This window comes from Prosthecobacter sp. (assembly GCF_044227185.1).
Taxonomy (GTDB): Bacteria; Verrucomicrobiota; Verrucomicrobiia; order Verrucomicrobiales; family Verrucomicrobiaceae; genus Prosthecobacter.
Window position 1 is genome coordinate 191699 of record NZ_JBGAFO010000002.1, and the last position, 20912, is coordinate 212610.

The 20912-nt window shown below is 61.8% G+C and carries 19 protein-coding genes and 1 tRNA gene; 7 read left to right on the forward strand and 13 right to left on the reverse strand.

From position 1 onward, the window contains the following. Positions 1–260: 260 nt before the first annotated feature. Positions 261–629: a hypothetical protein gene (locus ACILSQ_RS05265; protein WP_395742537.1), complete on the reverse strand. Its 369-nt coding sequence runs from the start codon at positions 627–629 to the stop codon at positions 261–263. After that, positions 626–2131, reverse strand: coding sequence for a N,N-dimethylformamidase beta subunit family domain-containing protein (locus tag ACILSQ_RS05270; RefSeq protein ID WP_395742538.1), 1506 nt, complete (start codon positions 2129–2131; stop codon positions 626–628). Before ACILSQ_RS05270 ends, ACILSQ_RS05265 begins: the two co-directional genes overlap by 4 nt. Before the next feature lie 41 nt (positions 2132–2172). Here ACILSQ_RS05270 and ACILSQ_RS05275 point away from each other — a divergent pair, with 41 nt between their 5' ends. From ACILSQ_RS05275 to ACILSQ_RS05290, 4 genes are all read left to right on the forward strand, one after another. Then, the gene (locus tag ACILSQ_RS05275) at positions 2173–3066 is read left to right on the forward strand and encodes a metallophosphoesterase (protein ID WP_395742539.1); all 894 of its coding nucleotides are present in this window, start codon (positions 2173–2175) and stop codon (positions 3064–3066) included. 71 nt (positions 3067–3137) lie between these two features. Then, a complete protein-coding gene (locus ACILSQ_RS05280) occupies positions 3138–4505 on the forward strand; it encodes a DUF1501 domain-containing protein (protein ID WP_395742540.1) in 1368 nt (455 codons plus the stop codon). 33 nt (positions 4506–4538) lie between these two features. After that, the gene (locus ACILSQ_RS05285) at positions 4539–4829 is read left to right on the forward strand and encodes a GIY-YIG nuclease family protein (protein ID WP_395742541.1); all 291 of its coding nucleotides are present in this window, start codon (positions 4539–4541) and stop codon (positions 4827–4829) included. 78 nt (positions 4830–4907) lie between these two features. After that, entirely contained in the window at positions 4908–5255 is a 348-nt protein-coding gene (locus tag ACILSQ_RS05290) for a hypothetical protein (RefSeq protein WP_395742542.1), read from the forward strand. Positions 5256–5374: 119 nt separating this feature from the next. Here ACILSQ_RS05290 and ACILSQ_RS05295 read toward each other — a convergent pair whose 3' ends face one another. The 4 genes from ACILSQ_RS05295 to ACILSQ_RS05310 form a co-directional block, all read right to left on the reverse strand. Beyond that, on the reverse strand, positions 5375–5647 hold the full coding sequence (locus ACILSQ_RS05295; protein WP_395742543.1) for a hypothetical protein: 273 nt from the start codon (positions 5645–5647) through the stop codon (positions 5375–5377). Continuing rightward, on the reverse strand, positions 5644–5835 hold the full coding sequence (locus ACILSQ_RS05300) for a hypothetical protein (protein ID WP_395742544.1): 192 nt from the start codon (positions 5833–5835) through the stop codon (positions 5644–5646). Before ACILSQ_RS05300 ends, ACILSQ_RS05295 begins: the two co-directional genes overlap by 4 nt. Before the next feature lie 14 nt (positions 5836–5849). After that, a tRNA-Gln gene (locus ACILSQ_RS05305) sits at positions 5850–5923 on the reverse strand. A gap of 63 nt (positions 5924–5986) precedes the next feature. Then, positions 5987–7333, reverse strand: coding sequence for an alanine/glycine:cation symporter family protein (locus ACILSQ_RS05310; RefSeq protein WP_395742545.1), 1347 nt, complete (start codon positions 7331–7333; stop codon positions 5987–5989). Between the two features lie 158 nt (positions 7334–7491). Here ACILSQ_RS05310 and ACILSQ_RS05315 point away from each other — a divergent pair, with 158 nt between their 5' ends. After that, a complete protein-coding gene (locus ACILSQ_RS05315; RefSeq protein ID WP_395742546.1) occupies positions 7492–9024 on the forward strand; it encodes a Gfo/Idh/MocA family protein in 1533 nt (510 codons plus the stop codon). Between the two features lie 74 nt (positions 9025–9098). Here ACILSQ_RS05315 and ACILSQ_RS05320 read toward each other — a convergent pair whose 3' ends face one another. The 3 genes from ACILSQ_RS05320 to ACILSQ_RS05330 all read right to left on the reverse strand — a co-directional run bounded on the left by ACILSQ_RS05320 (position 9099) and on the right by ACILSQ_RS05330 (position 13308). Beyond that, the gene (locus tag ACILSQ_RS05320) at positions 9099–10400 is read right to left on the reverse strand and encodes a DUF1501 domain-containing protein (RefSeq protein ID WP_395742547.1); all 1302 of its coding nucleotides are present in this window, start codon (positions 10398–10400) and stop codon (positions 9099–9101) included. A 40-nt stretch (positions 10401–10440) separates the two neighbouring features. Further along, on the reverse strand, positions 10441–12609 hold the full coding sequence (locus ACILSQ_RS05325) for a DUF1549 domain-containing protein (RefSeq protein WP_395742548.1): 2169 nt from the start codon (positions 12607–12609) through the stop codon (positions 10441–10443). Between the two features lie 123 nt (positions 12610–12732). Then, positions 12733–13308 (reverse strand): DUF4339 domain-containing protein, encoded by a 576-nt coding sequence (locus tag ACILSQ_RS05330; protein ID WP_395742549.1) that lies wholly within the window; start codon positions 13306–13308, stop codon positions 12733–12735. 122 nt (positions 13309–13430) lie between these two features. Here ACILSQ_RS05330 and ACILSQ_RS05335 point away from each other — a divergent pair, with 122 nt between their 5' ends. Continuing rightward, the gene (locus tag ACILSQ_RS05335; RefSeq protein ID WP_395742550.1) at positions 13431–14960 is read left to right on the forward strand and encodes a hypothetical protein; all 1530 of its coding nucleotides are present in this window, start codon (positions 13431–13433) and stop codon (positions 14958–14960) included. Positions 14961–15015: 55 nt separating this feature from the next. After that, positions 15016–15648, forward strand: a complete 633-nt coding sequence (locus ACILSQ_RS05340; protein ID WP_395742551.1) for an NAD(P)H-dependent oxidoreductase — start codon at positions 15016–15018, stop codon at positions 15646–15648. A gap of 4 nt (positions 15649–15652) precedes the next feature. On the opposite strand, the gene ACILSQ_RS05345 is transcribed toward ACILSQ_RS05340, so the two are convergent. From ACILSQ_RS05345 to ACILSQ_RS05360, 4 genes are all read right to left on the reverse strand, one after another. Beyond that, positions 15653–16369: a L,D-transpeptidase gene (locus ACILSQ_RS05345; RefSeq protein WP_395742552.1), complete on the reverse strand. Its 717-nt coding sequence runs from the start codon at positions 16367–16369 to the stop codon at positions 15653–15655. Positions 16370–16410: 41 nt separating this feature from the next. Further along, entirely contained in the window at positions 16411–17904 is a 1494-nt protein-coding gene (locus ACILSQ_RS05350) for a toxin-antitoxin system YwqK family antitoxin (RefSeq protein ID WP_395742553.1), read from the reverse strand. A gap of 101 nt (positions 17905–18005) precedes the next feature. Continuing rightward, positions 18006–19034: a sugar phosphate isomerase/epimerase family protein gene (locus tag ACILSQ_RS05355; RefSeq protein ID WP_395742554.1), complete on the reverse strand. Its 1029-nt coding sequence runs from the start codon at positions 19032–19034 to the stop codon at positions 18006–18008. Positions 19035–19300: 266 nt separating this feature from the next. Then, on the reverse strand, positions 19301–20893 hold the full coding sequence (locus ACILSQ_RS05360) for an arylsulfatase (RefSeq protein WP_395742555.1): 1593 nt from the start codon (positions 20891–20893) through the stop codon (positions 19301–19303). Between the last annotated feature and the right edge of the window lie 19 nt (positions 20894–20912).

Here is a 20912-nt window from a genome sequence, read left to right on the forward strand (position 1 = left end):
TGCGGCGTTTGATCGAGTGATGGCTCAAGTGCCTGAAGTGAAACCTGACGAGGGTGATAAGATGCGGTGATTTCACCGCGCAACGGCAGCCGCCCTTCCCCGGAACGCCCCCTCACCCTTACCTCTCCCCCAAGGCAATCATGGGCGATGCACTATCATCGAGGGGGAGAGGGGATTTGCGTTTTGGCCGCTCGTTGCTGCTGATTATTGCAGAGCAATTTTGAGTGAGCAGGTCTGCGAAGATGTTTCCGTGAAGTTTATCATGGGGCATGCGTGACGACCTTTCCGAAGAGATGCAGAGCCATGCTGGCATAGGCCAGCGCCGGAATAGAAGCAAAGAATGCGATGAGCAGCCGCCACCACCAACGAAGGCCTAGGTGCTGAATGAAGCAGCCTATGGCAGGGAACAGAAACGCAGCGAAGCAGAACCAGCCATAGTGATGCTCCATCAGTTTCCAAAGATGCTCCGAGCGGAGGCAGGCATCATTCACATAGGCGATGGCAAACTGATGCTGTTGAAGAAATGCAAATTTCAACCGGACAGCGTGATGCGCGGCGAGAGCAGAGACGGGTGCGAATGACCAAGCGGCCACCTCGAGTGCTCGCGCGCTGGCGATTTGCCATCTCATCCGAGTGCTCTTGCGATGGCGTTTTTTGTGATGCGCTGCACCCGTTCATCCGGGCCATGCGGGCGGGAGTAGTGGCTCCAGGGGATCATGTGGCCGGGGGGATCGCTGAGGCCCTGGGACCAGAAGATGGTGGTGGCGTTGAAGACGATGTTTTTCTTCGGGCCTTCGTAAAGGGTGGCGGCGTATTTGCCGAGGCGGGTGCCGCCGGCCCAGACGTTGCCTGCGGCGATGACTTCGAGGCCGGGGCGGGCGGTGTCGGGGTCGCCGTGGAATTCCCAGCCGACGAGGCCGGGGATGCTGTCTCCGTGCTTCATGCCGGTGCCCGCGAAGAGCCAGTGGTCGGGCTTCACGCAGGTCCAGTCGCCGCCGCCGTTGAAGGGGACGGTGGTGCGTGCGCCGATGATGTCGCGCTCGTCGGGACCGGGGTTTTCGAAGGGGCCGAGGACTTTGGAGTAGGCCTCTTTTTCTTCTTCGCGGAATTCGCCGTAGCAGGTCTCGCGGGTGAGACGGCGGTTGGCGGCGCCGCCGGCGTTTGGAGTGAAGGGGGTGACCATATAAACGTCGTTGGCGGAGAGCCAGAGGACGCTGAGGCCATTGGCGATGGCCTCCTTGACGTTGTTGTACTGGCGCATGTCCCAGTATTCGTCGTGACCGACGCTGATCATGGCTTTGGCGCGGGCGAGATTGGCGGAGTTGAGGTTGTCAACGTTCGAGCAGTAGGTGACGTCGTAGCCTTCTTTTTCGAGCCAGTAGCACAAGGGGTATTCCCAGAGGAGAAACTCGCCGCTGCCCATGCTCTGAGGGTTGTCGAAGATCTGCACGTACTTGCCGTAGGGGCGGTCAAAGCTGACGCTGACGCCGGGGGCGTGGGCGGCGCGGGGATCGGTGTAGAGGGATTCATTGACGGGCCAGCGGTTGTAGGCCTGCCAGGTGTTGTCGCTGCACTGGAAAAGGATGTCGGCGGGACGGTCGTCTGTGACGATGAAGATGAGGTAGCTCTGCCAGTAGGGTTTGTCGGCAGCTTCGGGCACGGTGCTCAGGCGTCCCATGTAGACGCCGCTGGGCCAGTCGGCGGGGATGGTGAGGGTGGTGGAGGACTGCCACTGGCATTCGCGGAGGCGTTTGTCTGCCATCTCGGGCACGGGCTGCTCCCGGCCTTCGAAGGGGCCGAGGGTGGTCATCAGGCGGGAGCCTGCGCCTGCGTAGTAGCCCATGCGGAAGAGGTCGATGGTGAACTTGGCGGCAGGTTTGGTGCTGACGAAAATTTCCAGCTTTTCGCCGGCTTTGACGGACTGGCGGGAGCAGTAGCCTTCGATGAGGGAGGTGCGGTAGGATTTGGAGCCGTCCGGCCGCATGCGGGTGAGCTGGAAGCTCGCGCCGGGTTTTGCGTTTTCAGTTTTGATGAGTTCGGGCTGGCGTGAAGAGGCGGGGGCGGCGGACACGAATGTCCGTCCTACAGCGGCAATGGCGCTGGTGGTCTTGATGAAGTCGCGGCGGTCCATGAGGAAGCAATACGGCGAGGAAACCGTGCGTATAGCAGAGCATGCCGATTCATCTCACTTCACGCCGTCACTTCATCGCACAAATGGGCATTGCGACTGCGCTGGTGTCGCAGGAAGCTGGAGCAGCGGAGGTGGATGAGGATTTGATCGCGATTCTGAATGACACGCATGTGGGAGGAAAGCACCCGGCTAATGCATCGATTCCAACGCATCTGCGCGAGACAGTGGCCTATCTGGTGGGTCTGCCGAAGCGACCGGCGGCGGTGATCATCAATGGTGATCTGGCGCTGAACAACGGGCAGCCGGACGATTACACGCACTTTGCGAAACTGATCCTGCCGCTGCGCGAGGCCGGTATTCCTGTGCATCTCACGATGGGCAATCACGATGATCGTGAGGTGTTTTATGAAGTGCTGAAGGGCGAGAAGCCTGCGAGCACCGCGGTGGCCGCCAAACATGTGGGCGTGGTGCAGACGGCCAGGGCGAACCTTTTTCTGCTGGACTCGCTCAAGGCGAGAATGGTGGCGCAGGGACTGCTGGGGCAGGAGCAGCGCGACTGGCTGGAGAAGGTGCTGGATGCACATGCGGACAAGCCGGCGCTGATCTTTGCGCACCACAATCCACGTCTGGGTGGCGAGGAAAAACATTTTCCGGGCGGACTGGAGGACTCGGAGGCGCTGTGGGAGGTGCTGGCCGCGCGGCCGCAGGTGAAGGCCTACATTCACGGGCATATCCATCACCGGAACTACTTTGAGCATCGCGGCATCCACATTCTGAACACACCGGCGACATCGTTTGTGGCGAATCCAAAGGAAAGCACGACAGGCTGGACGATGGCGCGGCTCAGCGCCACGGGCGGGTCTTTCACCACGCATACGCACCTGGCGGAGCATGAGTGGAATGGCGTGAAGGTGGACCTGCAGTGGCGGGCGTGAGTCTCACGCCAACAGCGGGGTGAATTACTTCGCATTCGCAAGAATCACCGTCCTGCCTCGTAGGTTTCATCATGGGCATTCAGGTTCCAGAGATTCGTGTTTCGCGTCGCAGCGTGCTGCATGCCGGTGGCATGGGGTTGCTGGGGATGGGCCTAGGCCGACTGGGAGCCTTGGGCGCGACGGTGAACAAGAGCAGCAGCATCGGGCTGGGCAAGGCGAAGTCGGTGATCATGATCTTCAACGGCGGAGCACCGAGCCACATTGATTTGTGGGATCCGAAGCCGGACGGGCCGGTGGAGATTCGCGGGGAATTTAAAACGATCCGCACGAACGTGCCGGGGATTCATGTGACGGAGCTGCTGCCGCAGATGGCGAAGCGGATGGACAAGCTGGCGCTGATCCGCTCCGTGCACCATGGGCACAGCAGCCACAACGGCGGCATGCACTGGGCGACGACGGGCAGGCCGTATCGCGTGGACAGCACGCTGATCACGCCAAGCCCGACGGATCTGCCGGGCGTGGGGACTCTGGTGGGCTGGCTGGCGCAGCGGGATGGCTTCAGCAAAGGGGTGCCACCGTATGTGATCACACCGTTTCCGCATTGCGACAGCAAGGTGTACCTGACGCCGGGGCAGTTTGGCGGCTGCCTGGGGACTCGATACGACCCGTTTGTGCTGGATGATGATCCCAATGCCGCGGCCTTCCGCGTGAGGAACATGGGGCTGGACGCGAGCCTGACGCCGGCGCGTTTTCAAGAGCGGCTGGCGCTGCTGAACCAGATGAGCGCGGCGGCGCGGCCGATCGCCTCCACGCAGGTGGCGCAGATGGACATCTTTAACGAACAGGCGACGGCGATGCTGCAGTCTGGCAAGGCGGCGGAGGCCTTTGACCTGAGCAAGGAGCCAGCGAAGGTGCGCGAACGCTACGGGCGGCACAGCTGGGGGCAGTCCCACCTGCTGGCGCGGCGCCTGGTGGAGGCGGGGACGCGGTTTGTGACGACGGTGAACGGGCCGTCCATCACCTGGGACACGCACAAGGACAATTTCAACGGGCTGAAGAACCGGCTGGTGCCGCCGATGGAGCAGGCCTACGCAGCGCTGCTGGACGACCTGGAGGAACGCGGCCTGCTGGAAAGCACGCTGGTGGTGTGGATGGGAGAATTTGGACGCACGCCGAAGATCAACAACGACGCGGGGCGCGACCACTGGCCGGGCTGCTACAGCGTGCTGCTGGCCGGCGGCGGAGTGCGCGGCGGGCAGGTGATCGGCAGTTCAGACGCCACCGGGGCCTACCCGAAGGACCGGCCCGTGACGCCGGCGGACATTCATGCCAGCATCTACTCGGCGCTGGGATATGACTACCGGGAGATCAGCTACCGCTCCGCGGACGACCGTCCGATCGCGCTGACGGAAGGAACGACGATCAGCGAGCTGTTTTGATTTCGCAGCGGCACGGCGCGGCTATGATGCGCCGTGCCGAAGAAAAAGAAGAGAGCCGCCGCCAAAGCCAGGCCCGCGAAAAAAAAGTGGGTGCTGTACGTGCTGCGGTGCAAGGACGGGACGCTGTACTGCGGGATCACGAATGATCTGGAGCGGCGGGTGGCCCTGCACAATGCGGGCAAAGGGGCGAGATACACGCGGGGCCGCGGGCCGGTGAGCGTGGTGAAATCATGGCCGCAGAAGAACCAGTCCGCGGCCTTAAGAGCGGAAATTTCTTTCAAAAAACTGAGCCGGTCCGGGAAAGAAACGCTTCTGGCGGCGTGAGAGGATGCCAGAATGCAGAAAAGTGACATTTGCGAAGGGTTTCTGAGACAGGACGTCATTCGTGTGGTACAGGGAAAGATGGTCACCACAAAAGCCGCCACTAAAAAAGCACCTTTCTCCCGCCGGGTAGTTGATCACGTCACCGATGAACTGGTGAGCGTTTTGTCCTCCGGGGAGACTTTTGAGTTCAAAGCCCTGTTTGCGAAAGTGTTTGAAGGACTGAAGCTGAAAAATGCGGTGAGCGGCGGGGAGGAGATGCTGCGGCTGCGCTCGTATGAGAAGATTCTGAAGCTGACCAACTGCGGTCTGGTGAAGAAGGTGGGCAAGACCTACCGGGCCCTGGAGGGCATCGAAACGGCGTCGAGCACGCACCGTCTGGCGCGGCTGGACTCCGCGATTCTGGCGGCGACGCAGGCGAAGGGCTGATTATTGGTTTCGCCCCTGCCCTGCCGGGTTGTTTAGCGCATGTGGCACGCTCCCCTCCGGGCGGGCGTGCCGCTATTCTTTCCGCTCGAAGTTAAAATCGCTTCAGGGTGACGACCATTTCATCGATAAATGGCGTGTGTTCCAATGTCCACGCTGATGCAGTCGGAACCATCAAGGTAAAACACGGCCCTCAAGTCAGGTTCGATCCAAACAGAATAGATCGTGCGGCCAAAGCGGGAGGAGAGGCTGGCAATCTTGTGCGTCCTGAGGCGCGGATCGAATGGGTTTTCTTTGAAAATGCCGTAAGTCCGTGTGGCGGACGCCTTCTGGTTTTCGCTCAGTCTGGCATATGAGCGCCAAAACTGCGGCGTGGCTAGATAGCGATAGGTCATTTCACCGGCGGAAGCTGGAAATGGTCGTCTTTAATGTCCAACAGTTCACCACGCATCGCTTCTTCCATGCCTTGCAAAAAGGAGTCAGGAACCGAGGCCTCCTCAATTTCATGAACCCGGAGAAAAACCAGCTCGCGCTCCTCCGGCGGCAAGCCTTCAATTTCGGCGATGACCTCAGCAGCTGTCATGGTGAAAAACGAGGTGGTTGCCTCACAAGGATTCGAACCTTGAATAACAGATTCAGAATCTGCTGTGTTACCATTACACCATGAGGCAGTGAGTGGCGGGCGGAGAGAATAGAGGATGCGGCCGTTCTTGCAAGCGGGACGGCAGACTTTTTCAGGGGCGGCCGGTGAGCTCGTCTCGATGGGCCCGGGTTTCGGCGACGACCACGCCGCTGAGGCAGATGAGGCAGATGAGATTTGGGAGGGCCATGAGGCCGTTGGCGGCGTCCGCGAAGTCCCAGACGGCCTGGGCGGGCTGCACGGAGCCGAAGAGCACGGCGAGCACCCAGAGGATGCGGTAGGGCTTCACGGAGCGGGTGCCGAAAAGGTACTCGGCCGCCTTTTCCCCGTAGTAGCCCCAGCCGAGGATGGTGGAGAGGACAAAAGTCATGAGTCCGAAGAGGAGGAAGATGGGCCCGACGGTGTGCAGATCTCCGAACGCGGCGCTGGTGAGGGCGCCCTTTGGCAGCCCCTCTTTCCAGTGGCCGCTGCTGACAATGACGAGGCCGGTCATGAGGCAGACGACGACGGTGTCCCAGAAGGTGGCGGTGCTGCTGACGAGCGCCTGGCGGACGGGATTGCGGGTCTGCGCGGCGGCGGCCACGATGGGGGCGGAGCCAAGGCCGGACTCATTTGAGAAGAGGCCGCGGGCGATGCCCGCCTGGGCCACCTGCTTCAAGGTAGCGCCGACAAAGCCGCCGACGGCCGCCTGACCGCTCCAGGCGCCGTTCCAGATGTCGGAAAAGGCCTGCGGCATGAGGGCGTAGTTTTTGATGAGGACGAGGAGGCAGCCGAAGACGTAGCCGACGGCCATGATGGGGACGAGAAATTCGCAGACTTTGGCGATGCTCTTCACCCCGCCGAGCACGACGGCGGCGGTGAGGACGGCCATGACGCTGCCGGCGACCCAGCGCAGTACGACATCCGACTCTGGTTTGATGTGTTCGCGCAGGAGTTCGACGATGCTGTTGGCCTGGGTCATGTTGCCGATGCCAAAGGCGGCGATGCAGGTGAAGACGGCAAAGATGACGCCGAGCCACTTCTGCTTCAGTCCGCGCTCCAGCGCATACATGGGCCCCCCGGCCATGCTGCCGTCCGGCATGGTGATGCGGTATTTCACGGCGAGCACGGCTTCCGAATACTTTGTGGCGATGCCAAAGACACCGGTGAGCCACATCCAGAGCACGGCGCCGGGGCCGCCGGTGGTGATGGCGCCGGCGACGCCGACAATGTTTCCGGTGCCGATGGTGGCGGCGAGCGCTGTCATCAATGCGCCAAACTGCGAGACGTCTCCCGCGCCTTCTTTTTCACGCGAGAAGGAGATCTTGATGGCCCGGGGCAGGAAGCGCTGGATGAAGCCGGTGCGCAGCGTGAGAAACAAGTGCGTGCCGAAAAGCAACGCGATGAGGGGGAGGCCCCAGACAAAACCGGAGAGGTCGGAAGCAATTTTCGCAAAGTCCATGGCGCCTTTTAGGGGATGAACAGGCCTGCCGCCAAGCAGAAAGAATGCCCCTGGAGGTGTTTCTGCACGGAGAGGGCGCGATTTTCTCCAGAGGCGACATTCCCATTGCGTAGTTCTGAGGCAATCCGCTATCTTCGCAGCCCCAATCCACCCACTCCATGAAGCCATCGCTCTTCCCCAACCGCCGTACGTTTCTCCGCAACACCGCCGTGACCGCCGGCGGGATCTTTGTTCCCAACCTGCTGCTCGGGCAGGAGGGTGGCGTGAAGAAAATCAACGTGGCGGGCATCGGTGGCGCGGGCGGCAAGGGAGCCTCCGACGTGGGGATCTCGGCCAAGGGGGCGAACATCGTGGCGATCTGCGACGTGGACCGTGAGCGCCTGAAGCAGGCGCAGCAGAAGTACCCGGGCGCGAAGATGTTTGAGAGCTTCCGCGAGATGTTTGATGCGATGGGGGACAAGATTGACATGTGCACGGTGTCCACACCCGACCACGCGCACTACCCGGCGGCGATGGAGGCCATCAAGCGGGGCAAGCATGTGTGCGTGCAGAAGCCGCTGGTGAACCGCATCTGGGAGGCGAACCAGCTCCATGAAGCGGCCAGGAAGATGGGAGTGAAGACGAACATGGGCAACCAGGGCCACACGGGCAAGGGCATCCGCTTCCTGAAGCAGTGGGTGAGCGAGGGAATCGTGGGGAACGTGAAGGAAATCCATGTGTGGACGAACCGGCCCATCTGGCCGCAGGGCAATGACGCGAAGGCCAAGTATGTGCATGGGACGGTGCCGAAGATGAAGCAGAAGACCAAGGGGCCGGACGGCAAGGAGGTGACCACCGACACCAACGAAGATCTTTTCAACTGGGAGAACTGGCTGGCGGCGTGCCCGTCCGTGCCTTTCACCGAAGGGCTGCACCCCTTTGCCTGGCGCGGCCACCGCGAATACGGCGCGGGCGCGATGGGGGACATGGGATGCCACCTTCTGGACGGCCCCTTCTGGGCCTGCGACCTGGGTGAACCCTACAAGATGGAAGCGGAGTGCACGGAACTGACGGACGTGAGCTGGCCGAAGTCGTCTCATGTGATCTTCTATTTCAAGACGCCCAAGTACGGCGAGGTCAAGCTGCACTGGTATGAAGGCAGCCTGAAGCCGGAGCGTCCGGCGGAACTGGAAGCCGACCGTGACTGGGACAAGATCAGAGGCGGCTTCCTGCTGCGCGGCGACGCCGGGGTGATCCTGAACACCGACGACTACTGCGGCAGCCCGCGCCTGATCCCAAACACGAAGATGGCCGACTTCCTGGGCGGCAAGTCACCTGAAATGAAACTGGAGCCTTCCATTGCTGAAGGGGAGCCTCAACTGGAACTGATCCGCGCGATCGAGCAGGACAAGATCTGCGGCAGCAACTTTGACTACTCGGTGCCGCTGACGAAGTTCTGCCTGTTTGGAAATCTGGCGATCGCCAATCCGGGCAAGGTCATCAACTGGGACAGCGCCAAGCAGGAGTCTGACAACGCGGAAGCGAACAAGCTCCTCAGCCGTGCGGCGTACCGCCAGGGCTGGCACTACAGCGCCGCGGACATGAACCCGCCGACGAACCTGAAGCCGCTGGCGATTTCGACGCTGGCCGTGCTGGCCGCGGGCGGAGCACTGGCTGCGATGAAGGGCCGGAAAAAGAACAAGAACGCGTAAGCGTAGAGCACCAAATGATCACCGCCCGGCGGCGCGAGCTGCCGGGCGTTTTTGTTTTCGGGAGCAGAGATCCCTCAGGCGAACAAGTGCGTGAGGGGCTGGCCTTTGTCCGCCACGGTGAAGGGGCGCTTGCTGGGGGAGTAGATGACCTGGTCCAGGGGAAGGCCGAGGGCGTAGCCGATGGTGGCATTGAGGTCGGGCGGGCCGACTTTGTCCGTGGCGATGGCGGAGCCGTCCGCGGTGGTGGAGCCGTATTTGATGCCGCCTTTGATGCCGCCGCCGATGATGACGGAGGAGAAGACGGGGTAGTGGTCGCGGCCCTGGTTTTGATTGATCTTCGGGGTGCGGCCGAACTCGGAGGTGACGACGATCATGGTGGAGTCCAGCATGCCGCGCTGCTCGAGATCGGTGATGAGAGCGGCGAGGGCGGTGTCGAGCGTGGTGCAGAGCTGGGGCACGTTGACGAAATTGGCCACGTGAGTGTCCCAGCTTCCGAGGCTCACCTCGATGAAGCGCACTCCGTGCTCGACGAGGCGGCGCGCGAGGAGGCAGCCCTGGCCGAAGGTGTCCTTGCCGTAGGCCTGGCGCATGGCTTCGGGTTCTTTGGTGAGATCAAAGGCGACGAGGTCTTCGCTCTTCATGAGTTTCACGGCGTCGTCATAGACGTCTGAATAGGCTTTCACGCCGCGGGTGTCCCATTTGCCCTGGAATTCGGCATCGAGAGCGTGGGCGAGTTCACGGCGCATGCCGAAGCGTTCATCGGTGACGCCTTTTTGCGGCGTGACGTTTTGCAGGCCGGCCTCGGGATTGTTCACCATGAGGGGGCCGTGACGCTTGGCGAAGAAACCGGCGCCGGGATGGCGGCTGTCATTGCCGACATAGACGTAGGGCGGCAGGGCAGGATTGCCAGGGCCCTGGAAGACGCTGAGCCAGGCGCCCATGCCGGGGTGCTTGATGGTGCTGCGCAGGCCAAAGCTGGTGTGCATGAAGTAGTTTGCCTGCTCATGCGCGGCGGTGTTGGTGGCCATGGAATTGATCACGCAGGCGTGGTGCATCTGCTTCGCCATACGCGGGAGGTATTCGCTGACCTGCACGCCGTCGGCGCTGGTTTTGATGGCCTTCACCGGGCCTGCGACTTCCTTGTTGTCCGGCTTGGGATCCCAGGTGTCGAGGTGGCTCTGGCCGCCGGTCATGTAGAGGAAGATCACATTGCGCGCCGTGGCGGCCTGCTTCGCGGTGGCGCTGCCTTCACCGACGGCAAAGGCCTTGCTGGAGAAAAGATGCTCCATGGAGGGCAGCAGACCGACGCCGAGGCAGGACTGGGCCATGCGGGTCATGACAGCGCGGCGGGAGAGATCGTTGTGGGGCGTTTTCATGGGGATGCGGGCTGGAGGGTGTGCGGTGTGCAGGAGATGGTTATTCGACGAAGATGAAGCGCTGGGTGCTGAGAGCGGCGAGGGTGATGTCCTCCCACAGGGTCTTGGAGGAGGCGTAGCTCTCGATGGTCTGAAGCATGTGGGCCTTCTCCTGCGCGGTGGGTTTGCGGGAGTAGAGGCTGAGGAAGAGGGTGTCGATCTTGTCTTCGTTGGTTTTGGCCTGGCGGAGATTGATGCTGAGGACGGACCAGGCGCTGGTGAGCTGGGTGAGCAGGGAGCCATTCATCATGGTGAGGGCCTGGGGCACGCTGGCTTCGTCGCTGGCGTTTTCGATGATCTCGCGGTCGCTCTGGCCGAACTCGCGGAGGAAGTGGCCACGTGGTGCGGGAGAGGGCAGCTCGGCGGCTCGACTCCAGGTCTGGTGCAGGGTGCGCTGGAAGTTTTCGAAGCCTTTGATGCTTTTGGCGTCCTTCATGCCGAGCACTTCCTCGTCCTTCTTGAGAGTGGCGAGGATCCTGGGATTCAGCGGAGCGTCCTTGGCGTCCACGCGGCTGTCCTGCATGAGGTTCATCATGGCCATCTCCATGGGGCCGTCCCCGCTGACGGTGGCGAGCTCTTTCTGGATCTCCTGATTACCGGACTTTTTCGCGGCCTCGTAGAAGCATTTGGAGACCTGCTCGCGAAGGATGCGCTGGCTTTCACCGAGGCGGCGCTGAATCTCGCGGGCCTTGACCTTGTCCTCCTTGGCACGGGCTTCATCGAGCTCTTTGCGGAGCTGGTCGAACTCCTTGTTCTGCTCGCGCATGGCGGCGGCGACTTCTTTGGCGGCCTCAAACAGGAGGGGGGCTTCGGTCTTGTCGAGAAGTCCGGCGAGGTGGTGGCGGTTTTCCAGGTCGCGGCGTTCGCGCTCGCGGCTGCTCCAGTTGGGCTGGTCGGGGTCCGGGCTGACGAGGGTGACGAGCGAGTCCCACACCTGCTCAGAGCGCATGCGGTGGAAGACGGGGCCCTCGAAATAGCATGGGGTGCCGGGAGAGACCTCCTTGATGCTGGCACGGGAGAAGGCCTGGGTGTTCAGCAGGAGGCGGAGATAAGCCTTCATGTCGTATTTCAGAGCGACCATCTGGCGCTCCAGGAAATGCATGAGCTCGGGATTGGAGGGCACACTGCTGTCCATCATTTCATCCACCTGCTCATAGAGGCCGGCGCCAAAGACGCGCTGCCAGAGGCGGTTGGCGATGATGGTGGTGAAGCGGGGATTTTCAGCCGAGGTGAGCCACTGGCCGAACTCGCCGATGGTGTTTGAGTCCTTCTGCAGCGCGACGGGCTTGCCAAACATGACGGAGGCCTGGACGACATCCTTGGGTTTGGCATCCTTGTATTTGTAGTCGTGGGGAAGACGGAGCGGGGACTTGTTTTGCACCACGAGGGTGTCGCGCAGGGGGCGCATGGCCTCATTGAGCGCCTGGCGCATGAGATCGCGGGTGTCGCTGTCGAGAGACTTGTCTGTGCGGATCATTTTCTGCACTTCTTCGGCGCTTTTGGAGCGGTAGCTGGTGGCGCTCATGTTGTGCGTGAAGGCGGCCATCTCGTAGAACTGCTTCTGCGTCCATTTGTCGAAGGGGTGGTCGTGGCACTGGGCGCACTCCATGCGGGTGCCGAGGAAGATGCGGGTGGTGTTGGAGAGATTGTCCAACGGCATGCCGCGGTCGCGCATGTAGTAACCGATGGCGCCGGTGTCGAAGCAGGAGCCTTCGCTGGAGACGAGCTCACGGGCCATCTGATCCCAGGGCTTGTTTTCGCGCAGGGCGGCGCGGATGTAGTTCAGGTAATTCTGCGAGGTGGTGCTGCCGGCGACGCCCTGGCTTTGCGCGCGGAGCACATCGGCCCAGTAGTTGAAGAAATTCTGCACGTAGCCTTCGCTGGCGAGGAGGGTGTCGATGAGCTTGGCGCGCTTGTCCGGCATCTGGGAGGCGTGGAAGGCACGGGCTTCATCGAGGGAGGGGATGCGGCCGACGACGGTGAGATACACGCGGCGCAGGAAGGTGGCGTCATCCACCAGGGCATGGGGCTGGATGTGGTGCTTCTGCCAGCTTTTGGCGAGGAGAGCATCGATCTGCCTGGAGGCGGCCGGAATGTCTGTGGGAGCGGCGTGCGCCGTGAGGGCGAAGAGGGCGGTGGCGAGCAGCGAAAGTGAGTGGCTGGCTTTCATGCGAGAACCAACGCGATGCAGCCAGAGCAGGTGTCAGCGCCGCCTTAGGATGCCAAATCCTGCACACCAAATGGCAAGCCAGTCATTGCCAGACGCGCCGGCGAAGGGCGTGGGTGCGTAAAACTACTTTCCGGACATGTCATTGATGAGGCCTTTGACCACGTCCACGGCTTCTCCCATGCCTTTCTTCAGTTCGAGAAGGCCGGGGCCGAGAATCCAGGAGGCGTAGGTGACGGCCATCCACCAGGCGAAGGCGTTCACGATGATCATGACGGTGACGAGGATCTCCACCCAGCGGCCCCATACCATAAGATAGCCGTTTTCGTCCTTCTTCTGGCGAAAGATGTGGTCTGAGTACAAGGCCACGGCGGCCCACCAGAGCAGGGGCGGGAAAACGAGGAAGCCGAAAATCATGCGCCGGAGCACGGCGCCACCGCGCTGATTGTAAGGCACGCGGTTGTAGTCGCGGTAGCGGGCCACGCGGCGGCGGGTGGGGAGGACGGTGAGGCCGTCAGCAACGACCTGGCCTTCGGCATGGAGCTCGAGGAGGGAGGAAACGGGGCGCCACTGCTCCTCATCCTCGCGCTTCACCAGGTCGCTGTCGCGAATGGAGCCGTAGGCGAGGAAATTGCGCAGATCGTCCTTGGAGCAGGGACCGAGGGTCTTCTGGCCTTTGGCGATGTAATAGGCGGCATGCACGAATCAGTAGGGAATCGGAGCTTCTACAATAGTTCGAAGCGGGACAAATATGCAATATCCACACCAACCTGTAATGTAAGTTTTTTATCATGGAAGGGTGCCGGCCGGAACGTACTTCCTCCATGCGCTTTCATTTGCCCCTCCTTTTTGCCGTTCTGACCACGCTGACTCCCGCCGCCCCGGCCCCTGCCCCGACCTCCAGCATCAAGGCGGGATTTGCGGAGCGGGACATCACGCCGGGGATCGGCATGGAGCAGCCGGGCGGCTACGGGAAGAGCTACCACCGGAGCTTTCACGATGCCTGCAAGGTGCGGGTGGCGCTGTTTGACGACGGGAAAAAGACGGCTGTGACGGTGGGGCTGGATTCGCTGGTGGTGCCGCGGCAGGTGGTGCTGGACGCGCGGGCGCAGATTGAAAAAGCCACGGGGATCAAGGGGGACGCGGTGCTGATCTGCGCCTCGCACTCGCACAGCTCCGGGCCGGTGGGCATGGTGATGCCGGGGGAATATGACACGGCCTCCGACCTGGTGAAGAAGCTGGCGTATGAGGAGTCCTCCTGCGCGGACCCCGGCTACCTGCTGCGGCTGACGCATGAGATCGTGACCGGAGTGGTGGCGGCGCAGCAAAACAAAGTGCCGGTGCAACTGGGCTGCGGTTTTGGCCATGAAGACAAGGTGGCCTTCAACCGGCGGCTGCGGATGAAGAACGGCCAGACGTGGAGCCACCCGCGTTCGGGCAATCCTGACATCATTGAATACGCGGGGCCGATCGACCCGCAGGTGGGAGTGATCGGAGCCTGGGACCTGCAGGGGAAGCTGGTGGGCGTGGTGGTGAACTACGCGTGCCATGCCACCACCAATCCGGGCGGCATTTCGGCAAACTGGATTCAATACCTGGAAAAAACGATTCAGGGCGGGATGGACACGCATGCGCCGGTGGTCTTTCTGCAAGGGGCCTGCGGCGACATCACGCAAGTGGACAACCTGAGCCCGTATGAGAACCCGAAGGGCGAGGACTGGAGCCGGCTGGTGGGCGGACGTGTGGGTGCGGAGGCGATCCGCGTGCTGCTGTCCATGCCACGGTTCACGGTGGCGCCGATCGACACACGGCAGGAGGTTTTGAAGATCAAGCGGCGGCCACCATCGGCGCAGCGGGTTCAAAAGAGTTTGGAGATCGCCAGCAAGGCGAAGGCGCCGGGAGACCCGACGGAGTTTCTGTTTGCGAAGGAGATTTTGATGCTGGACCACCTGAACAGGGTGACACCGGTGGTGGACTGCGAGGTGCAGTGTATCAAAGTGGGGCCGGTGTGCTTTGTTTCGGATCCTGCGGAGTACTTTGTGCAGTATGGACTGGACATCAAAAAAGGCAGCCAGCATGCCTTCACCTTTCCGTGCGAGCTTTCGAACGGGATCGTGGGCTATGTGCCGACCGAGGAGGCCTTCGGGCCGCATGGGGGCGGCTATGAGACGAGGCTGACGGCTTACTCCAACCTGGAGGTCACGGCAGGAACGCAGATGGCGAAGAAGGGGGTGGAGCTGGCAAACCAGATGACTGCGGAACCGAAGCCGGAGCCGGCGAAGGCGCTGCCGTTTGGCGGGGCTGGCAAGGGGGTGCCGTGGACGTATGGGAACGTGCCGCCGGAGCTGGAGTGATCCGTGAACTTTGAACTTTAAAGCTGCAGCCTGCCCCTCATAGTCGGGCAACTCCATGACTCCTGCTGAACTGCTCACCGCGCTGAACTGGCGCTATGCCACGAAGGTTTTTGATTCGAAGAAGAAGATTCCTGACGATGTCTGGGCGGCGCTGGAAGAGTCGCTGGTGCTGACGCCGTCGAGCTATGGCCTGCAGCCATGGAAGTTTCTGATCATCCAGGACCAGGCGCTGCGTGAGGAGCTGGTCGGGCATTCGTGGCGGCAGCGGCAGGTGGTGGACTGCTCCCACCTGGTGGTGATGGCCACACGACGCACGATGTCTGAGGCGGAGATCGACGCCAATTTGATGCGGATCGCCGAGGTGCGGGGAGGTACGCCGGATTCACTGGCGGGCTTCCGCAAGATGCTGACGGGCACTCTGGCGCAGGGCTACATGACGCCGGAATGGGCGAAGATGCAGGCGTACATTGCGCTGGGGCAGTTCATGGCGGCGGCGGCGCTGCTGGGTGTGGACACCTGCCCGATGGAAGGTTTTGTGCCGGAGAAGTATGACGAGGTGCTGGGACTGGAGGCGCAGGGATTTACCACGGCGGTGCTGTGCCCTGCAGGCTACCGCCATGCGGATGACCGGTATGCAGGACTGCCGAAGGTGCGGTTCAAGAGCAGCGATGTGATTGAGCGGAGGTGATTCGTCAGGGCTTCTGAACGAGCTGCACAAGACATGGATATGCGTGGGGGTCCAGCCAAGCGAGAACGTTGCGCAAATCCGGCTCGGACATCGCGGTGCAGCCGGCGGTGGGGACTTCCCTGCCCTGCCAGACGTGCATGAAGATGCAGGAGCCGAGGCCCGGGGTGTTGCGTGGATTGTGGGCGATGACGGCCCCGAGCTTGTAGCAGCCGACGGCGGGCACCATGGTTTCGGGGCCGGTCCAGTCTGAGGGGGTGACGCGATCATCGACAATCTGATTGTAGTGTCGTGAGCGGACATCATCGATGCCCCAGTGGTGCGTGGTGCAGTGCAGCCAGGGCAGCCGGATGCCGGACGGCTGAGGTCCGTCGCCGAAGGCCTGGACGATGCGAAAGACGCCCGCGGGAGCGCAGCCGTCTCCTTCTTTTTTGACGCGCCAGCCCGGAGGAGCGTGGAGCGAAAACTCACCGTGGCCCCAGGCCATGCCATTGCGACCGATGCGGGCGGGAATGGCGTTGCCGACAGTGCTCCACGTATGGGAGGGGGTGAGCTCAAGCAGCGTGAGCTCCGCGGCGGAGGTGTGCTGATCTGCTACGGTGACGAGGAGCACCTGGCGGCAGTCCGGAGGAAGCGCTGCGGTGATTTCGGCAGGCAGCGTCACTGGGGCGGGCATGTGGGCACAGGAAACAAGTGTGACGAACAAGGCAAGAAAACGATGCATGAGGGGCACCTATGGATCGCAGGGGCTGAACGCGGCGGGCGTCAGAGAGGCTTGGGTTTTGATTTGGGCTCGGCTGCTTTGACGGGGCCTTTGCGGGGAGCGTTTTTTTCGTCGTCTCCCACCTGCCGTCCTTCGATGAAGCGCCGCCGGTCGATGACTTTGCCATCTTCGGAGTATTGAAAGCCCTCACCGTGCAGCTCCCCGTCTTTGTATGGCACTTTGAACTGGAGTTTGCCATCTGGGTAAAATCCTTCGGCCAGGCCGTTCAGCCGGTGCCCGGCATAAGGCGCCCGGTATGACAGCCTGCCATTCTCCATCGCCTGCTTCACCCAGATGCCACCGCCTTGATATTCGAGAGTCACATTGTCGTTGGTATATTTTCCGACCGGCGGCTCCTGGATGCAAAGAGGTTCCAGACTGCCCTGCATGAAGTAGTAAAAGCGTCCCACTTCCTTGCCGTCCTGATAAAGTACGGTGACACTCCGCATCGGCATCGTTGCAAAAAACCCGCCTTTGGCCGGCGGCTTGAGCTGGGAAAAATCAGTGGAGTGAGTTTTCACCTCCCGCACTTTTCCATCCGCATCAGCATCGACGACCTCAAAGGCGAAGTAGTCGTAGTAATGAGTGGTGACGGGGCTCGGCTCTTCTTTGCGGCCGTTATTCCCGGCCTGCTGATCCACCTTGCGCAGTTCAGTGCTCGTCTGCACGAAATCCGCCGGGCCGTATTTCTCGACAATGGCGGCGAGGGTGGGGGTGCGCTTGCAGGGCTTGCAGGAAGACTCCACCGAGACATAAACGCCTCCGCTGTGATAGGTCGTCTGCCGGATGCTGAAGAGCACGTCACGGATGCGGCTGCTGGCGTCTGCGGGATCGAAGAGCGCGGTGTCGAGCAGGATGCGCCCGCCGCGGGAGTTCCAATCCGCGACTTGGTCGGCTGGCGTGGCATTTTTAAGTTTGAGGGCTTTTTCAACGCTTTCGCGATTCCACTCCTTGTCCGCCTTGGGCCTGGCGACGAAGCGAAAGACAGCGCGCATATCCGACGCGGCATCGTCAGCGGACTTCTCCCGCCTAAACCACAGGATGTATTCGCCGCCGGGCTTGAAGTAGCTGCTGTCGAGCGACTGGAGCACGCGCATGCGATTCTTTTCCTGCGGCTTGTCCAGGCCCGCATACAGCCTGTCTGCACGCATGAAGTTGCGGAAGCCCCTGCCAAAATCTCCTGACACGGGAACGATGTACCAGGTGGACCAGTTTCCCGGCACATTGAAATACCAGACTAAATCCCGCCCCTCCACGTCATCAGGAGCGGTGATGCGGATGCCATCGTAAACTTCATCTTTGAAATTCGAAGTCGTCTCCCCCAGCTTGACGTTCACCATGACGGGAATGTCAGCCTTGGGCGCAGTGATGACATCATATGCGGACAGATTGGCCCGTGTCCCGGAGATCATCGCCTCTTTCGCCTCTTCTTCAGTCTCGGCCAGCGCAGCCGCGGAAATCGTGAGGCAGGAAAAAAGGAGCAGGCGCGAGTTCATGAACGGAAGGTTAACACGGAACGGCCGTGTCGTGGCAAGTCTAAAAAAACGCCGCAGGGAAAACCCTACGGCGTGATGGAATGAAGCTGGCGGACTGATTATTACCAGCCGTGGGCGTCGCGGACTTTGATCATGGCGGCGAGGATCTTGTTCCAGGTGTCCGGCGTTTCGAGCACGGCGTTCGGGAACATGCAGCCATCCCAGCAGATGTGCTGGATGCCGCGGGCGGCGGCGTCTTTGAGCCAGTAGCCGGAGGCTTTGGTGATGTCGAGCTTGCCGTTCGGATCGTCAGCACGGCAGTGCTTGCCGGTCTTGTCGTGGGAGCCGGCGCCGTGGACGGTACCGTCGTTCTGCGCGACGTGGAAGTCGATGGTCCAGGGGCGGAGGGCATCGGTCATCTTCTCATAGGCGGCCCAGAACTCGGCATCGCTGTAGCCTTCTTTGATGAGGGCGTGCTCAGGAGCGTTGTAGCCGAGGGTGTAGAGGTAGGTGTGGGCGAGGTCGGCCTGGAAGCCGAGGGCATTGGGCATGCCGACGCCTTCGAGGACATCGAGCATGTCCTTCCAGGAGTGCATGCCGGCCCAGCAGATTTCGCCTTCGGCGGCGAGGCGTTCGCCATTGTCCGCGGCGATCTGGGCGGCCTTCTTGAAGGTGTCCACGATGCGGGCGGTGTTTGCCTTCGGATTCTCGCGCCATTTGGCGATGCCGAATTCGGCGGAGTCGATGCGGATGACGCCGTATTTGCGCACGCCGTGGTTGTTGAAGATCTTGGCGATGCGGCAGGCCATCTTCACGGCGCTGAGGAATTTTTCCTGCTGGGCGTCGTCGCCCATGGCGGAGTCACCGACGGTGCCGGGCCACACGGGAGCCACGAGGGAGCCGACATTGAAGCCCTTGCCGGCGATGAGGTCGGCGATTTTTTTGATCTCGTCGTCGCTGGCCTCGGGATTGGTGTGAGGGAGGAAGAGGAAGTAGTCGATGCCCTCAAACTTCTGGCCGTTCACATTGGCGGCGGCGGTGAGGTCGAGCATCTTTTCCAGGCTGATCGCTGGTTCCTGGCCTTCGCCATCGCCTTTGCCGACGAGTCCGGGCCACATTGCATTGTGAAGTTTGGGTAGGGAGTAGCTCATGGTGATTGCTTGGTTTGGGAATCGAGGCCGCGAGGTTAGCGGGAAGGACTGGGAACGCACGAACAAAGTTGCGTGATTTCAGGCGGGGCGAAAAGGACGGCGATCACCACAGACCGAGCGACGAACCAAGTGTAACCTCTGGGAAAACGTTCTCCACCTCCGCGCGAGCCGCACTCGGAGAGTGCGGACCACTCCGCGCTGGGTATGAATGAGACGCCGGGTGTGACGGTGGTGGTCCGGGGTCAGGAGACCCGGCATCCTGTCCATCACTCCTGCTTCTTCCCTTTCCCCTTCCCTTTCGCGTTTGGCTTTGCGGCGGGGGTGGGTTTGCGGAGGACAACTTCGACGGCGTTCTTTTGCGGTGCGCCGGGGGTGCTGCGACCGCTGGTGACGATTTGGTCGAGCTCGGCGGTCATCTTGGTGACGATTTCGGGGTTTTCCTTCTGCACATTGTTCTTCTCGGCGATGTCGGTTTTCAGATTGTAGAGCTGGGTGTCGGGCAGGCCCTTTTCGCCGGGGCTGCCGGGGCGGGGATCGCTCCAGCCGCCGGAACCGGCGCAGAGCTCGAGCTTCCAGTCCCCTTCGCGGAGGGCAAAGGAGCCATTGATGGAATGATGGATGACGCTCTGGCGCACGGGCTTGCCGGATTCACCCAGCAGGGCAGGCAGGAAGCTGAAGCTGTCCTCCGCGGCGGTTTCGGGCAGCTTCACACCAAGGGCATCCGCAGCGGTGGCCATGAAGTCGGTGAGGCAGACGAGCTGGGAGGAGGTCTGGCCGCCTTTCACTTTCGCAGGCCAGCGGACGATGAAGGGCACGCGGTGGCCGCCGTCAAAGATGTCGGCCTTGTGGCCGCGCATGTTGTAGCTGGGGTTATGCCCTGCGGCCAGCAGCTTGGGATAGTCTGCGCTGGGGGAGCAGCCGTTGTCGCTGGTGACGATGATGAGGGTGTCCTTGGCGATGCCGGCGTCCTCGGTGGCTTTCATGATCTGGCCGATGGCGTCGTCTGTCTCCATGACAAAGTCGGCATAGAGGCTGATGCCGCTTTTACCCTGCCATTTTTCGCTGGGGAGGATGGGGGTGTGGGGAGAGTTCAGCGGGAGGTAGAGGAAGAAGGGAGAACCTTGTCTGGCCTTTGCCTCGATGATTTTTTTTGCCTCGCGGGTGAAGGTGGGCAGCACATCCTCGCCACGGAAGCCGGGGGAGCCGGGGCCTTCGCGGGTGTAGCTGACGGCGCCGCCTTTGTTCATGACGAGCTTCATGGTCTCGGTGGGATTGGCGACGACGTGGTCGTTTTCGATGAAGCAGTAGGGCACCATGTCGAGCGAGGCGCTGATGCCGTAGTAGGTGTCAAAGCCGACGGTGGTGGGGCCGTTGGTGATGGGCTTGGAGTAGTCCACGTTTTTCACCTGGTCGGGCTTTTCGATGTTCAAGTCCTCCGTGGGGCCGGTGCGCACCCAGTCCATGCCCATGTGCCATTTGCCGACGCAGTGGGTGGAGTAGCCCTGGGCCTTGAGCATGCCGGCGACGGTGAGGCGGCCCTGCTCGATGAGGCGGGGGCTGAGGCCGCCGAGCACGCCGCTTTGCAGCTTGGAGCGCCAGGCGTAGCGGCCCGTGATCACGCCATAGCGCGTGGGGGTGCAGACGCTGGAGCCGGAGTGGGCGTCGGTGAAGATCATGCCCTCTCTGGCGAGGCGATCAAAGCCTGGGGTGGCGATCTTGCCTTCGGGATTGAGGCATTTCACGTCGCCGTAGCCGAGGTCATCGCAGAGGACGAAGATGATGTTGGGCTTGTCACCCGCGCGGGAGGCGGCGGCAAAGGCGAGGCACAGGAGAGTGGTGAGGACAAGGAAGCGGTTCATGGTTGAACCGCATTCAACG

Bases quoted from the DNA above. Each gene is read 5' to 3' on its own strand.
- ACILSQ_RS05265 (WP_395742537.1), bottom strand. From the start codon at position 629: ATGAGATGGCAAATCGCCAGCGCGCGAGCACTCGAGGTGGCCGCTTGG.
- ACILSQ_RS05340 (WP_395742551.1), top strand. From the start codon at position 15,016: ATGACTCCTGCTGAACTGCTCACCGCGCTGAACTGGCGCTATGCCACG.
- ACILSQ_RS05280 (WP_395742540.1), top strand. From the start codon at position 3,138: ATGGGCATTCAGGTTCCAGAGATTCGTGTTTCGCGTCGCAGCGTGCTG.
- ACILSQ_RS05295 (WP_395742543.1), bottom strand. From the start codon at position 5,647: ATGACCTATCGCTATCTAGCCACGCCGCAGTTTTGGCGCTCATATGCC.
- ACILSQ_RS05310 (WP_395742545.1), bottom strand. From the start codon at position 7,333: ATGGACTTTGCGAAAATTGCTTCCGACCTCTCCGGTTTTGTCTGGGGC.
- ACILSQ_RS05315 (WP_395742546.1), top strand. From the start codon at position 7,492: ATGAAGCCATCGCTCTTCCCCAACCGCCGTACGTTTCTCCGCAACACC.
- ACILSQ_RS05350 (WP_395742553.1), bottom strand. From the start codon at position 17,904: ATGAACTCGCGCCTGCTCCTTTTTTCCTGCCTCACGATTTCCGCGGCT.
- ACILSQ_RS05290 (WP_395742542.1), top strand. From the start codon at position 4,908: ATGGTCACCACAAAAGCCGCCACTAAAAAAGCACCTTTCTCCCGCCGG.
- ACILSQ_RS05300 (WP_395742544.1), bottom strand. From the start codon at position 5,835: ATGACAGCTGCTGAGGTCATCGCCGAAATTGAAGGCTTGCCGCCGGAG.
- ACILSQ_RS05325 (WP_395742548.1), bottom strand. From the start codon at position 12,609: ATGAAAGCCAGCCACTCACTTTCGCTGCTCGCCACCGCCCTCTTCGCC.
- ACILSQ_RS05320 (WP_395742547.1), bottom strand. From the start codon at position 10,400: ATGAAAACGCCCCACAACGATCTCTCCCGCCGCGCTGTCATGACCCGC.
- ACILSQ_RS05355 (WP_395742554.1), bottom strand. From the start codon at position 19,034: ATGAGCTACTCCCTACCCAAACTTCACAATGCAATGTGGCCCGGACTC.
- ACILSQ_RS05360 (WP_395742555.1), bottom strand. From the start codon at position 20,893: ATGAACCGCTTCCTTGTCCTCACCACTCTCCTGTGCCTCGCCTTTGCC.
- ACILSQ_RS05335 (WP_395742550.1), top strand. From the start codon at position 13,431: ATGCGCTTTCATTTGCCCCTCCTTTTTGCCGTTCTGACCACGCTGACT.
- ACILSQ_RS05275 (WP_395742539.1), top strand. From the start codon at position 2,173: ATGCCGATTCATCTCACTTCACGCCGTCACTTCATCGCACAAATGGGC.
- ACILSQ_RS05345 (WP_395742552.1), bottom strand. From the start codon at position 16,369: ATGCATCGTTTTCTTGCCTTGTTCGTCACACTTGTTTCCTGTGCCCAC.
- ACILSQ_RS05270 (WP_395742538.1), bottom strand. From the start codon at position 2,131: ATGGACCGCCGCGACTTCATCAAGACCACCAGCGCCATTGCCGCTGTA.